A 13,186-nucleotide genomic window follows, 5' to 3' on the forward strand; every position below is an offset into this window, starting at 1 on the left:
GAGGAAGTGGCAGGGGGACGCGGATGGGGGCGGCAGGCGGCAAGGGGCGCGCGGTGGCAGGAAGGAAGGGCGGCAGGCGCGGCGACCGCCTGCCGGAGCTCCCCTCCCCCGGGCCACAGGCGGCACGGGAGGCAGGGCGCGGGGCCCACCGGGGGCCCCCGGTCGCACGGCCGTCGGCCCGGGCCCCCGTGCACGGGCCGGAATAGGGCCCTCCGGCGACGGGCAGCGGGCAGCGCCAGCCCCGGGCCAAAGCGCGACATACGGCGGGCGGCGGACCGCCCGGGCACGGGGCGGGCCGGGCAGTGCGCGCAGTCGTGCGGGCTTCGGCGTGGCCGGTCGCTTCCGGCCGGGGCGCAAGGCGGGCGGGATCTGGTTGCCGCGCCCAGGTTCGGCGGTCGCCTCCGGGCGCAGGAGCGAGGCCGACGGGGCCCGCCAGGCCGACGAATTCCTGGCGCGCCCAGGGCGCGGCCACCGGGCACAGGCGGATGCAGGACGTGGGCCATGCCCGGGGGCGCGGGCGCGGGCCGCACAGAAGGGCCGGGTCAGGCCGAGGCCGGAGCGAGAGCGGGGCGGCGCGACGCGGGGTTCAGCGCCCGGGCCGGGCGCTGGCGCGGGGTCAGGCCCGGACACGGGGCGCGAAGTGCGCCGCCAGGCACGGGCGCCGGGGCCGGATGCCGTTCCTGGCGGCCCCGCCCCCCCGCCCCCTCCGGGCCGGACGGGGCCGAAGCCGAAGCGGGCCGCCGCGCCCGGACGAATCCCGGGGCGGCGGCCCGCCGAAAGCCGAACGGGGCCGGGCCGGGCCCGGCCTGGCTAGAACTCCAGGTGCCGGGGCGTACGCGGGCAGGGAACCACGTCGCGGATGTTGGTCACGCCCGTGACCATCATCAGCAGCCGCTCGAAGCCCATGCCGAAGCCGGAGTGCGGTACGCTGCCGTAGCGGCGCAGCTCCATGTACCACCAGTATTCCTCTTCGGGCAGGCCAAGCTCGCGGATGCGCGCGGCCAGCACGTCGGCGCGCTCCTCGCGCTGGCTGCCGCCGATGATCTCGCCCACGCGCGGCACCAGCACGTCCATGGCCGCCACGGTGCGCCCGTCTTCGTTCTGGCGCATATAGAACGCCTTTATATCCTTAGGATAATCATAGACGATGACCGGACGCTTGAAGACCTCCTCGCTCAGGAAGCGCTCGTGCTCGGTCTGCAGGTCCAGGCCCCAGGACACGGGGTATTCGAAACGCTGGGCGCCCTTGGCGGTGGTGGCGTTCTTCTCCAGCAGGGCCACGGCCTCGGTGTAGGACACGCGGGCAAAGGGGCCGTCCAGGATGGTGTCCAGGGTGGCGGCCAGGCCCTTGTCCACCCAGGTGGTGAAGAGGGCCAGGTCCTCGGCGCAGCGCTCGCGCAGCTGGGCCACCAGGAACTTGAGGAACGCCTCGCCCAGGTCCATGTTGTCGGTCAGGTCGGCGAAGGCCATTTCCGGCTCGACCATCCAGAACTCGGCGGCGTGGCGCGGGGTGTTGGAATTCTCGGCGCGGAAGGTGGGGCCGAAGGTGTACACGTCGCCCAGGGAGCAGGCGAATATCTCCGCCGCCAGCTGGCCGGACACCGTCAGCGAGGCGGGCTTGCCGAAGAAGTCGTCGTCCGGGGCCTGGGCCTTGCCCGCGTAGGGGTCCAGGGTCGTCACGCGGAACATCTCGCCCGCGCCTTCGCAGTCCGAGCCGGTGATGATCGGCGCGTGGACCCAGGAGAAGCCGCGCTGGCGGAAGAAGTCGTGCACGGCCTGGGCGGCCTCGGAGCGGATGCGGAACAGGGCGCCGAACTTGTTGGTGCGCGGGCGCAGGTGCGCGATGGTGCGCAGGAACTCGTCGCTGTGGCGCTTCTTCTGCAGGGGGTAGCGCTCGGGGTCGGCCTCGCCCACAAGGCGCATGGCCGTGGCGCGCAGCTCCCAGCGCTGGCCCTTGCCCGGAGATTCCACCAGGTCGCCCGAAACCTCCACGGCGGCGCCGGTGCCCGCGCGGGGCATGTCCTCCCAGCCGGGCAGCCCCTCGTCCACCACGGCCTGGAGGTTGGCCAGGCAGGAGCCGTCGTTGATCTCCAAAAAGGCGAAGCCCTTGCCTTCGCGCCGGGTGCGCACCCAGCCGCAGACGCGCACGCCCCGTGCGGGCGCCGTGGCCGCCAGGGCGGCCTTGATCCTGATGCGGTTGCTCATGCGGTCCTCGCTTGCTTGCATGTCTCAGTCCTCGGCCACGTCGGCCACCGTGCCGCCGCAGGCGCGCTCCAGTTCGCCCGGGGTCAGGCGGAACAGGGCGTTTGGCGTGCCGGCGGCGGCCCAGACGGCCTCGTGGCGCAACAGGTCGCGGTCCAGGAAGGTCACGGGCTGGCGGGCGTGCCCCAGGGGCGGCACCCCGCCGATGACGTAGCCCGTCATCTCGCGCACGAAGGCCGCGTCGGCCTTTTCCAGGGGCTCGCCCAGAAGCGTGCGGACCTTGGCCGTGTCCACCCGGTTGGCCCCGCTGGCGACCACCAGGACGTGGCGGGCGCTGCGCGGCGCACGAAAGACGATGGACTTGGCGATCTGGGCCACCTCGCAGCCGACGACGGCGGCGGCCTGGGCCGCCGTGCGCGTGGCTGCGGGCATCTCCATGACCCGCAGCTCAAGCCCGCAATCCGCCAGGGCCCGCTGCACGCGGGCGGCGCTGGCGCTCAGTTCCCCGGTCTGGCTCTGGTCCACGGTCCCTCCCCGGCCCGGCGCGCCGCACTTGACGCGGGCGGGCATCTGCGCAAAGTATCCCTGTCCGACGCGCCCGGCGGCCCATGCGCCGCGCGCCCGGTCAGGCTGTATCCGATTTTGCGGCGAACCGCCACCTCCGCCCGGCGGGCCGCCCCCCCACGCCTCCCCAGGGAGGCCCCCAACCCGGGAGCACGCACGTCATGGGCTTTTTCAGCAAACTGAAGTTCTGGTCCAAGAAGGACGGGGACGCCGCTCCGGGCCCCGAGGCCCCGGCCTGCGCGCCGGGCTCCGAGGCGACCGGCGCCGCGCCCGCCCCCGGGGCGCTGGCCGACGCGCAGGCCCCGGCCGCAGCCGCGCCCGCCCCTCAGGAGGCCGCCGTCACCGCCGACGCGCCCTGGCAGCGCGAGCTGACCCTGGCCCTGCGTGCCGCCGAGCCGCGCCTGTCGCAATGGCTGGCCCTGGCCCTCCAGGGCGTGACGGAAAAAGGCCCGCAACTCTGGGAGCGCCTGGAGTTCCTCTTCCGCGCCCTGGGCGCCCCCGAGGCCGAGGCCCGCGACTTCAACGCGCGCTTCTCGGCCTGGCTGGAGGCCATGGAGTACGAGCGCGTGGAGGAGTTCCGCTCGGAGCTGCAATACCGCCTGGCCCTGGCCCTGGACCTGGAGGACGAGGAGGACGAGCGCTCGCGGCTGCTGCTCAAGCTCTCCGAGGGCCTGGAAAAGACCCGCGAGCGCATCACCCAGCGCATCGACGGCCTGCTTTCGGACCATAAGGTCATGGACGAGGGCTTCTGGGAGGAGCTGGAGGAAATCCTGATCATGGCCGACGTGGGCTACGAGGCCGCGCGCGACCTGACGGCCCGGCTCCAGGCCCGGGCCCGCAAGGCCGACAGCACCGACCCGGCGGCCTTCAAGGGCTTCCTGGCCGAGGAGCTGGCCGGGCTGTTCAAGACCCCCCGGCGCATCAGCGCCGTGAACCCGCCCGAGGTCGTGCTGGTCATCGGCGTCAACGGCGTGGGCAAGACCACCACCATCGCCAAGCTGGCCCACCGGGCCCAGATGCAGGGGCGCAAGGTGCTGGTGGCGGCGGGCGACACCTTCCGCGCGGCGGCCATGGAGCAGCTCCAGGTCTGGGCCGGGCGCGTGGGTGCGGGCTTCTACGGCAAGGGCGAGGGCGCGGACCCCGCCGCCGTGGCCTTCGAGGCCGTGGACAAGGCCGTGCGCGAGGGCTACGACATCCTTTTCGTGGACACCGCCGGGCGCCTGCACACCAAGACCAACCTCATGGAAGAGCTGAAGAAAATCCGCGCCGTGCTGGGCAAGAAGCACCCCGGCGCGCCCCACCGCTCCATCCTCGTCCTCGACGCCACCACCGGGCAGAACGCCCTGTCGCAGACAAGGCTGTTCTCCGAGGCCGCCGGGGTGGACGAGATCGTGCTGACCAAGCTGGACGGCACGGCCAAGGGCGGGGTGGTGGTGGCCATTGCCCTGCAATTCGGCGTGCCCATCACCTTCGTGGGCCTGGGCGAGAAGATGGAGGACCTGCGGCCCTTCAACGGCCGCGACTTCGCCGCCGCCCTGCTGGGCTCGGCCTGACCCGCGCGCCGGGCCGCCCCGGCACCGGCGCATATCCTTAATATATGGACGCGGCGCCCCGGGCTCCACGAGCCCGGGGCGCCGTCCGTTGGCGGCCCGGCGGTGCGCCGCCTAGAACTGCGCGCCGATGGCCCCCGCCGTCTCCAGGGCGATGGGCGCCAGCTCGCGGGCCACGCGCTCCTCGTCCCATTCGGCGTATTTGGCGCTGATGTACACGGCGGCCAGGGGCTCGCCCCGGGAGCCCACCACCGGCGCGGACACGGCAATCTCGCCCACGAGGAACTCCTGGACCGAGACGCAGTAGCCCAGCTCGCGGGTGCGCTCGATGAGCGCGCGGTTGCGCGCGGGGTCCACCACGGTGTGCGGGGTGATGGGCACATGGGCCGAGCGGGCCAGGATGTCGTCGACCCTGGCGGCGGGCAGGCGCGACAGGATGGCCCGCGCCCCGCAGAAGGCCGGGATGCGCCGCCCGGGCAGGGTGCTCTCGAACAGCAGGAAACGCTGGGGCAGGCGCACCAGGTAGATGACCTCGGTGTCGTAGAGCGCACCGAGGTACACGGAGTTGCCCGTGCGCGTGCGGGCCTCCAGCAGGTAGGGCGTGGCCGCCTCCACCAGGCGGTTGCCGCGCAGGTAGTTGTAGCCCAGGGCCATGACCCGCGGGGTCAGGCTGAAGCGGCGGGTGGCGGGATCCTTGGACAGGTAGCCGAGCTGCTCCCAGGTGTGCAGGAAGCGCTGGACCGCGCTGCGGTTCAGGCCGGTCTGCTCCGCCAGCTCGGCCAGCCCGAGGCTGCGCGTACCCCGGTCGAAGGCCTCCAGGATGCGCACGGCCCTGCCCAGGGAGGCCACAAACAGCGGGTCCTCGCGTTGCCTGTCGCCTTGCGCCATGTCTGCCCCCCCGTGACGTTGCGGACCGCGGCCCGGGCCCGGGGCCGCCCGTCGCGGCGCCGGACCCGGCCCTGCCTTGTAGTGCATTTCCGTGATTATTTCATCTCCAATCCGGGCCGTCCCCCTTGACCGGGAGGCGGCCTATCAATTATATATAGATACTAAGTATTGCATGTCAATACTTCGTCCGCGCCCGGCGGAAGCAGCCGCCGGGCAACCCCAACGGCAAGAGAGGAAGACCATGAAACGCATCGCCCTTATCTGCCTTCTCGTCCTGGCCCTGCCCGCCGCGGCACTGGCCGCCACGTCGGTGAAGATGAGCTACAACGGGCCGCCGGACGACAACGACAACGCCGTGCACTACTTCGCCACCCACTTCAAGGCCCAGGTGGAGGAGGCCACCGCGGGCGCGCTGGAGATCCAGCTCTTCCCCAACAGCCAGCTGGGCAGCGAAGAGCAGCGCATGGAACAGACCATGAGCGATCCGGTCATCAACGTGGCCTCCTACGGCGGCATCGAGACCGTGCTGCCCGAGATGTTCGCCACCAACATCCCCTTCCTGTTCGACAGCTACAAGGCCGCGCACATCTTTTTCGACGGCAGCCCCTTCATGGACAAGATCCGCGCCACCCTGCGCGAGCGCACGGGCATCGAGCTGCTTGAGGTCGTCGAGGAAGGCGGCTTCATCGCCTTTACCTGCAACCAGCCCATCCACTCGCCCGCCGACTTCAAGGGCCTGACCTTCCGGGCCATGGACGCCAGCCAGGTGGCCATGTACGAGGCCTTCGGCGCCGCCGGTACGCCCATCCCCTGGACCGAGGTCTACCTCGCCCTGAAGACCGGCGTGGCCCACGGCCAGATGAACCCCCCGACCTACATCATCATGGGCAGCCTCTACGAGGTCCAGAAGCACCTGACCCTGGCCAACGTGCAGTACTCCGACCAGTTCCTGCTCATCAACGCGGCCCTGCTCGACTCCCTGAGCCCCGAGCAGCAAAAGGCCGTGCGCGAGGCCGCGCGCAAGGCCAACGCCATGACCCGCGAGTTCGTGGAGTCCCAGGTGGATCAGCGCGTGGAGTTCCTGGCCTCCAAGGGCATGACCGTCTACACGCCCACCGCCGCCGAGATGGCCCAGTTCAAGGAACTCGGCAGCCCCTCCTATGTCGACTGGCTCAAGGCGCGCATCGACCAGCAGTGGATCGACCAGGCCCTGGAAGAGGCCGCCAAGGCCAACGCCGAGGCCAAGTAAGATGGGCCGCCTGGCCCGCACCTGCCAGACGGCTTCCGACGTGCTGGAGCGCCTCTGCCTTTTCGGGGCGGGGGCGCTCCTCGTCGCCAACCTGGCGGCGGTGATGCTCGGGGTCTTCTCGCGCTTTTTCCGCCCCCCGGTCTGGACCACCGACGTGGCCAAGATCACCCTGGTCTGGATGGTCATGCTCGCCGCCGCCCCGGCCCTCAAGCGCGGCGAGCACATGGCCATCACCATGCTGGCCGACCGGCTGCCCCCGGGGCGCCGGGCGCTGGTGATCTGGGTGCGCCGGGCGATCTTCGTCTTCCTGCTGGGGCTCATGGCCGTGCTGGGCTTCCAGTACGCGGCCAAGATGCAGGCCCTGACCATCATGACCCTGGGCATCAAAAAGACTGTGCCCCTTCTGGCCGTGCCTGTGGGCATGGTGCTCATGCTCGTGGAGTTCGGCCTGGGGCTGTGCGTGCCCCCGCCCGGCGCCGGGGCGCAAAAAGACCCGGGAGGTGCGCCATGAGCCTCGTCCTGCTGGCGGTTTTCTTCATCATGCTGCTCACGGGCCTGCCGCTGTTCACGGCCATGCTGGCCACGGCCCTGGCGGGCTTCCTGCATGTGGGCGAGCTTTCGCAGCTGCGGATCATGGTCCAGCAGTTCTACGGCGGCATGGAGCCCTTCTCCCTGCTGGCCATCCCCTACTTCATCCTGGCCGGGGAGCTGATGGGCTGCGCGGGGCTCACCTCGCGGCTGCTGCGCTTCGCCGAGGCCCTGGTCGGGCACCTGCGCGGCGGGCTGGGCTACGTCACCGTGGTGGCCAGCGTCATCTTCGCCGGGGTCAACGGCTCGGCGGCGGCCGATGCCTCGGCCGTGGGCTCGATCATGATCCCGGCCATGAAAAAGGGCGGCTACCCCGGCTCCTACGCCGCCGGGCTCACGGCGGGCAGCTCGCTCATCGGCCCCATCATCCCCCCGAGCATCTTCATGATCCTGTTCGGGTCCATGACCAAGACCAACGTGGGCGCGCTGTTCATGGCCGGGGTGGTTCCGGGGCTGCTGCTGGCCGTGGCCTTCATGCTCATGCACCGCGTCAGCGCCGCCCGGCTGAAGCTGCCGCGGGTGAACACGCGCTTTTCCACCGCGCAGCTGCTGCGCGCCACGGGCGGAGCCGTGGCGGCCCTCATCGCCCCGGCCATCATCATCGGCGGCATCCTGTTCGGCTTCATGACGCCCACGGAATCGGGCGCCGTGGCCAGCCTGTATGTGCTGCTGGTGGGCCTGCTCTGGACGCGCGAGCTGACCCTCGCGGGCATCCTGCGCGCCCTGTCCAACACCGTGCGCCTGACCAGCGTGATCTTCGTGGTCATGGGCGCGGCGACCATCGTGGGCTGGATCCTGGCCGCCGAGCGCGTGCCCCAGACCCTGGCCCCGGCCATCCTCGAATTCGCCACCACGCCGACCACGGTCCTGCTGCTCATCAGCGCCATCATCTTCGTGGTCGGCATGTTCATGGAGGAAATCGCCGCGCTGGTGCTGCTGACGCCGGTCTTCGCGCCCCTGGCCAGCGCCGCGGGCATCGACCCGCTGCACTTCGGCATCGTCATGACCCTGAACATCACCATCGCGCTGATCACCCCGCCCATGGGCGCGTGCGTGTACATCGTCTCCTCGGTGGGCAACGTGTCCCTGGAGAAGATGTTCCGCCACATCTGGCCCTTCGTGCTGGTGGCCCTGGCCTGCCAGCTGGCGCTGATCCTGGTGCCGTCCATATCGCTGTGGCTGCCGCGGACCCTGGGCTACTAGCCCCGGGCCCGAGGCGAAGCCGCCAACCGAAGCCTTTGCGGAGCCGCCCGTGATCCATCCCAAAGACGCGCCGCCCATCGCGCCCGCCCCGGCCCCCTCGTGGGGCCGGGTCCACCAGGTGCCCCTGCGCGAGTGCGGCCAGCCCCTGGTGCCCCTGTCCCTGGCGCCGGAGCGCATCCTCGTTCGCCCGGCCTACCACGCGGCGGGCATTCCCGGCGCGCTGCCCGAATGCTACGCCCGCGAGGAGGTCCAAAAGCGGCTGTGGGCCGCCCAGGCCCTGCTGCCGCCCTTCCTGCGGCTGGTGATCCTCGACGCCTGGCGCGGGGTGCGCGTGCAGACCGCGCTGTACGACCAGTGCCGCGCGGCCCTGGCCCGGGCCCATCCCGAGGCCGACGCCGCCGGGCTGGACGAGATGACCGGGCGCTTCGTGGCCCTGCCCAGCGTGACTCCCGACCGGCCCTCGCCCCACGTCACCGGCGGGGCCGTGGACCTGGCCCTGGCCTCCGTGGCGGGCGCGCCCCTGTGGTTCGGCGCGGCCTTCGACTACCCGGGGCCGGTGTCCTTCACCCGGCACTTCGAGGAGCGCCTGGAGGCTGGCGAAACCCTGGACGAACGCCAGCGCGAGGCCCTGGTCAACCGCCGCCTGCTGCACCACGTCATGGCCCAGGCCGGATTCGTGAACTACCACGCCGAGTGGTGGCATTTCGAATACGGAACCCAGCGCTGGGCGCTGCTGACGGGCCGCGACGAGGCGCGCTACGGCGTGGCCGCGCCGGACCTGAACCCCTTCGCCACCCTGGCCGCGGGCGCGCCCGCGCCCTGAGCCCGGCCCCCCTCCCCGCCAAAGACAAGGCCGGGGGCGGACCAGCGTCCGCCCCCGGCCTTTGCCCGCCCGCGCGAAGGGCATCCCCCCCGCGCGGCGGCACTCAGCCGCACTTGGTATAGCCGCATTCGGCGCAGATGAAGCAGCCCTCCTGGAAGAGCAGGTCCTTGCCGCACTCGGGGCAGCGCGGGGCGGCCAGGTCGTTGCCCGCGCCCGCGCGCGGCTCCGGCGTGGCGCCGCCCATGTAGCGCTGCTCGAAGACCCAGGCGATGGCGTCGGGGATGGACATGATCATGCCCTTCTTGCGGAACACGGGGTGCTCGCCGCCGATGCCCTTGAGCTGGCCCACGATCTCGCGCACCGAAACCCCCGAGCGCAGCGCCAGGGACACCAGCCGCCCGATGGCCTCGGCCTTGGCGGTGATGGAGCGGCCCGACTTGCCGATGGTGGCGAAGACCTCGAAGGGCTTGCCGTCCACCTCGTTGACCGTCAGGTACATGGTGCCCAGGCCGGTCTCGATCTTCTGGGTGAAGCCGTAGATCACGTCGGGGCGGCTGCGGACCATCTTGGCGGCGGCGGCGCCCTTTTCCGCCTGGGCCGCGGCGCCCTCGCCGGTGCACAGCACCTGGGCGGCCTTGCAGCCGTCGCGATACACGGTCACGCCCTTGCACCCCGTCTCGTAGGCCATCCAATAGATGTCGAAGATGTCCTGCTGGGTGGCCGAGCCCGGGAGGTTCACGGTCTTGGACACGGCGTTGTCCGTATGGCGCTGGAAGGCGGCCTGCATCTTGAGGTGCCACTGGGGGCCGATCTCCATGGCCGTGACGAACACCCGGCGCAGGGACTCGGGCAGATGCTCGACCTGCCCGACGCGGCCCGTGCGGGCCACCTCCTCCATCAGGGTTTCGGACCAGGCCCCCGCGTCCTTCAGCGCCTGCTCGAAATAGGGGTTGGACTCCACAAGCTTTTCGCCGTCCATGACATGGCGCGAGAAGGACAGGGCGAACAGCGGCTCCACCCCCGAGGAGCAGCCCGCGATGATGGACAGGGTGCCCGTGGGCGCGATGGTCGTGGTGGTGGCGTTGCGGTAGGGGCCCAGGTTGCGCTGGCCGTAGGTGGAGGACTTCCAGGCCGGGAAGGCGCCGCGCTCCTTGGCCAGCTGCTTGGAGGCCGCCTTGGACTCGTCGTTTATGAACTTCATGAGCCGCTCGGCCAGGGTCAGGGCCTCCTGGGAATCGTAGGGCACGCCCAGGCGGAAGAGCAGGTCCGCGAAGCCCATGACCCCGAGGCCGATCTTGCGGTTGCGCTGCACCGTCTCGGTGATCAGCTCCAGGGGGTAGCGGCTGGCGTCGATGACGTTGTCCAGGAAGCGCACGGCCAGGTGCGTCACCCGGCGCAGCTCCTTCCAGTCCACGTCGTGGTCCTGGCCCTTGGCGTACATCAGGGCCAGGTTGATGGAGCCCAGGTTGCAGGCCTCGTAGGGCAAAAGCGGCTGCTCGCCGCAGGGGTTGGTGGACTCGATCTCGCCCTGGTCGGGGGTGGGGTTGTCGCGGTTGATGCGGTCCAGGAAGATGATCCCCGGGTCGCCGGACTCCCAGGCCTTTTGCACCAGCAGATTGAAGACCTCGCGGGCGGGCAGGCGCTTTTTGACCTCGCGGGTGTGCGGGGCCACCAGCTCGTACTCCTCGTCCTTCTCCACGGCCTGCATGAACCGCTCGGTCAGGGCCACGGAGAGGTTGAAGTTGTTCAGCTCGCCGTCGCGCTCCTTGGCGCGGATGAAGTCGATGATGTCGGGATGGTCCACGCGCAGGATGCCCATGTTGGCGCCGCGCCGCGTGCCGCCCTGCTTCACCTGCTCGGTGGCGGTGTTGAAGATGCGCAGGAAGGAGATGGGCCCGGAGGCCACGCCGCCCGTGGAGCCGACCCGCGCGGCGTGAGGCCGCAGCCGCGAGAAGGAGAACCCCGTGCCGCCGCCGGACTTGTGGATCATGGCGGCGTTCTTCACGGCGTCGAAGATCTCCTCCATGGAGTCGCCCACGGGCAGCACGAAGCAGGCCGCCAGCTGCCCCAGGCCCGTGCCCGCGTTCATCAGCGTGGGCGAGTTGGGCAGGAACTTGAACTCCGTCATCAGGTCGAAGAACTCGCGGGCGAGCTTTTCCACGCCGATGGTGGACTTCTCGTACTTGGCCTCCTCCTGGGCGATGGCGGCGGCCACGCGCCAGAACATGGTGGTGGCGTTCTCGGTGGGCTTTCCGTCGCCGTCCTTGCGGTAGTAGCGCTTGCGCAGCACGGTCTCGGCGTTCTTGCCGACCTTGACCTGCATGAGCGTGGGGGGCATGTCGGGATTGAACATTCCTGGCTGGTCCTTCATCTGTAAGGTGTTATATCGGCTTGAAAAAAGGCTGCCCGCCAGGTCGCGGGCGCCGGGGCATGCTCTGGAAAAAGACTACCGTACCCGGCGCCTGAAATCCAGCGCCAACGCGCCCCGGCCGGCCAAAGGGCACGGAAGTCCGGGCGGGGCAAGGCGAAAAAAGTTGCACCCGCCCCCCCGGCGCCCCCCCGGGCGGGGGTGGGCAGGGGCGGGCCGCGCGTGTATGATCGCAGCCGGACCGGTTCCCCAAAAAACAAGGAGACACGTCATGGCTGTGAAGAGAATCCTCATGCTCGTCGGTGACTTCGTGGAGGACTACGAGGTCATGGTCCCCTTCCAGATGCTGACCATGGTCGGCCACGAGGTGCACGCCGTCTGCCCGGGCAAGAAGGCCGGGGAGCAGGTGGCCACGGCGATCCACGATTTCGAGGGCCACCAGACCTACACGGAGAAGCCCGGGCACAACTTCACCCTGAACGCGGACTTCGACGCCGTGGACCCGGCGGCCTACGACGCGCTGGTGATCCCGGGCGGGCGCGCGCCGGAGTACATCCGCCTGGACGCCAGGGTCATCGCCATCGTGCGGGCCATGGCCGGGGCGGGCAAACCCGTGGCGGCCGTCTGCCACGGCCAGCAGGTCCTGGTCGCCGCCGACGTGCTGGGCGGCAAGGCCTGCACGGCCTACCCGGCGGTGCGCCCCGACGTGGAACGCGCGGGCGGCACCTGGGTGGAGCCCAACGCCACGGCCTCCAACGCCGTTGTGGACGGCGTGCTGGTCACCGGCCCGGCCTGGCCCGCGCACCCCGAGTGGATGCGCGCGTTCCTCAAGGTCCTTGGCTCGACCATCGAGCCGTAGGCCGCGCCCGCGGCGCACACAAAAACACGGCGGCCCGGGGAGCGAATCCCCGGGCCGCCGCGCGTTTGCGGGGCCGCGGCTACTTGATGCCCGCGCGCATGAAGCTCTGCACGAACTGGCGCTGGAAGAGCAGGAAGGCCAGCAGCAGCGGAGCCACGGCGATGAGCGTGCCCGCCGAGATGATCGGGAAGTGGACCCCGGACTCCGGGGCCCCGAAGATGGCCAGGCCCACGGTGAGCGGGCGGGTGGTCACGGAGTTGGTGATGACGATGGGCCACAGGAAGTTGTTCCAGTGGTAGGACACGGACACCAGCCCGTAGGCCAGGTAGGTGGGCCGGCCCAGGGGGATGTAGACCTTGGTCAGCACCTGCAGGCGGCTTGCGCCCTCCACCAGGGCGGCCTCCTCCAGCTCCACGGGCACCTGCTTGAAGGTCTGGCGCAGCAGGAAGATGCCGAAGGCCGAGGCCACATAGGGCAGGGAGATGCCCGCGATGGTGTCCACCAGCCCCAGGGCGCTCATGATCTGGTAGTTCTCCACGATGAGCTGGTCGGGCATGATCATGAGCTGCACCAGGACGAGCATGAAGGCCACGTCGCGCCCCGGGAAGCGGAAGCGCGCGAACGCGTAGGCCGCCAGGGTACACAGCACGAACTGCCCGGCCAGGGTGCACAGGGTGTAGGCCAGGGTGTTCAGGTAGTAGCGCGCAAAGGGCGCCGTGGCCCAGGCCTGGGCGAAGTTGTCCAGGGTCAGGGGCGCGGTGGGGTCCAGGCGCGTCAGGTATTCCTGGCCGTGGAACGCGGCCCACAGGGCGAACAGCAGCGGCCCGGCCCACAGCAGGGCCAGGGTCCAGCAGGCCAGGGTTTCGAGAATGCGGGTGATGCGGTCGTTCAT

Annotated in this window: 11 protein-coding genes; 6 read left to right on the forward strand and 5 right to left on the reverse strand. The window is 70.7% G+C overall.

Annotation, left to right across the window (positions count from 1 at the left end; all coding sequences use genetic code 11):
* Window positions 1-810: 810 nt before the first annotated feature.
* Both asnS and M0P34_RS01185 read right to left on the reverse strand, forming a co-directional pair.
* Window positions 811-2,205: an asparagine--tRNA ligase gene (gene asnS, locus M0P34_RS01180; RefSeq protein ID WP_291495519.1), complete on the reverse strand. Its 1,395-nt coding sequence runs from the start codon at window positions 2,203-2,205 to the stop codon at window positions 811-813.
* 24 nt (window positions 2,206-2,229) lie between these two features.
* A complete protein-coding gene (locus M0P34_RS01185) occupies window positions 2,230-2,727 on the reverse strand; it encodes a YbaK/EbsC family protein (protein ID WP_291495479.1) in 498 nt (165 codons plus the stop codon).
* A 200-nt stretch (window positions 2,728-2,927) separates the two neighbouring features.
* On the opposite strand from M0P34_RS01185, the gene ftsY reads away from it, so the two are divergent.
* Window positions 2,928-4,319 (forward strand): signal recognition particle-docking protein FtsY, encoded by a 1,392-nt coding sequence (gene ftsY, locus M0P34_RS01190; protein ID WP_291495481.1) that lies wholly within the window; start codon window positions 2,928-2,930, stop codon window positions 4,317-4,319.
* A gap of 111 nt (window positions 4,320-4,430) precedes the next feature.
* On the opposite strand, the gene M0P34_RS01195 is transcribed toward ftsY, so the two are convergent.
* Complete coding sequence (locus tag M0P34_RS01195; protein ID WP_291495483.1) at window positions 4,431-5,204, reverse strand: helix-turn-helix domain-containing protein; 774 nt, start codon at window positions 5,202-5,204, stop codon at window positions 4,431-4,433.
* A 241-nt stretch (window positions 5,205-5,445) separates the two neighbouring features.
* On the opposite strand from M0P34_RS01195, the gene dctP reads away from it, so the two are divergent.
* The 4 genes from dctP to M0P34_RS01215 are packed head-to-tail and all read left to right on the forward strand — an operon-like array spanning window position 5,446 to window position 9,067.
* Window positions 5,446-6,453, forward strand: coding sequence for a TRAP transporter substrate-binding protein DctP (gene dctP, locus M0P34_RS01200; RefSeq protein WP_291495485.1), 1,008 nt, complete (start codon window positions 5,446-5,448; stop codon window positions 6,451-6,453).
* Between the two features lies 1 nt (window position 6,454).
* Window positions 6,455-6,964, forward strand: coding sequence for a TRAP transporter small permease (locus tag M0P34_RS01205; RefSeq protein WP_291495487.1), 510 nt, complete (start codon window positions 6,455-6,457; stop codon window positions 6,962-6,964).
* A complete protein-coding gene (locus tag M0P34_RS01210; RefSeq protein ID WP_291495489.1) occupies window positions 6,961-8,244 on the forward strand; it encodes a TRAP transporter large permease in 1,284 nt (427 codons plus the stop codon). The genes M0P34_RS01205 and M0P34_RS01210 overlap by 4 nt, the downstream gene beginning before the upstream one ends.
* 49 nt (window positions 8,245-8,293) lie before the next feature.
* On the forward strand, window positions 8,294-9,067 hold the full coding sequence (locus M0P34_RS01215) for a M15 family metallopeptidase (RefSeq protein ID WP_291495491.1): 774 nt from the start codon (window positions 8,294-8,296) through the stop codon (window positions 9,065-9,067).
* Window positions 9,068-9,170: 103 nt separating this feature from the next.
* Here the strand turns inward: M0P34_RS01215 and M0P34_RS01220 are convergent, their stop codons facing one another.
* Complete coding sequence (locus tag M0P34_RS01220) at window positions 9,171-11,420, reverse strand: vitamin B12-dependent ribonucleotide reductase (protein WP_291495493.1); 2,250 nt, start codon at window positions 11,418-11,420, stop codon at window positions 9,171-9,173.
* A 286-nt stretch (window positions 11,421-11,706) separates the two neighbouring features.
* Between M0P34_RS01220 and M0P34_RS01225 the strand changes: the two genes are divergently transcribed.
* Window positions 11,707-12,294, forward strand: a complete 588-nt coding sequence (locus tag M0P34_RS01225) for a DJ-1/PfpI family protein (protein ID WP_291495495.1) — start codon at window positions 11,707-11,709, stop codon at window positions 12,292-12,294.
* Window positions 12,295-12,373: 79 nt separating this feature from the next.
* On the opposite strand, the gene M0P34_RS01230 is transcribed toward M0P34_RS01225, so the two are convergent.
* Window positions 12,374-13,186 carry a carbohydrate ABC transporter permease gene (locus M0P34_RS01230; RefSeq protein WP_291495497.1) on the reverse strand — a complete coding sequence of 271 codons (813 nt, stop codon included), beginning with the start codon at window positions 13,184-13,186 and terminating at the stop codon, window positions 12,374-12,376.

This window comes from Desulfocurvus sp. (genome assembly GCF_023230885.1).
GTDB lineage: Bacteria > Desulfobacterota > Desulfovibrionia > Desulfovibrionales > Desulfovibrionaceae > Desulfocurvus.

Excerpts from the sequence above, each read along its gene's own strand:
- M0P34_RS01225 (WP_291495495.1), top strand. The coding sequence starts at position 11,707 with ATGGCTGTGAAGAGAATCCTCATGCTCGTCGGTGACTTCGTGGAGGAC.
- M0P34_RS01210 (WP_291495489.1), top strand. The coding sequence starts at position 6,961 with ATGAGCCTCGTCCTGCTGGCGGTTTTCTTCATCATGCTGCTCACGGGC.
- ftsY (WP_291495481.1), top strand. The coding sequence starts at position 2,928 with ATGGGCTTTTTCAGCAAACTGAAGTTCTGGTCCAAGAAGGACGGGGAC.
- M0P34_RS01230 (WP_291495497.1), bottom strand. The coding sequence starts at position 13,186 with ATGAACGACCGCATCACCCGCATTCTCGAAACCCTGGCCTGCTGGACC.
- M0P34_RS01195 (WP_291495483.1), bottom strand. The coding sequence starts at position 5,204 with ATGGCGCAAGGCGACAGGCAACGCGAGGACCCGCTGTTTGTGGCCTCC.
- M0P34_RS01205 (WP_291495487.1), top strand. The coding sequence starts at position 6,455 with ATGGGCCGCCTGGCCCGCACCTGCCAGACGGCTTCCGACGTGCTGGAG.
- M0P34_RS01220 (WP_291495493.1), bottom strand. The coding sequence starts at position 11,420 with ATGTTCAATCCCGACATGCCCCCCACGCTCATGCAGGTCAAGGTCGGC.
- asnS (WP_291495519.1), bottom strand. The coding sequence starts at position 2,205 with ATGAGCAACCGCATCAGGATCAAGGCCGCCCTGGCGGCCACGGCGCCC.
- dctP (WP_291495485.1), top strand. The coding sequence starts at position 5,446 with ATGAAACGCATCGCCCTTATCTGCCTTCTCGTCCTGGCCCTGCCCGCC.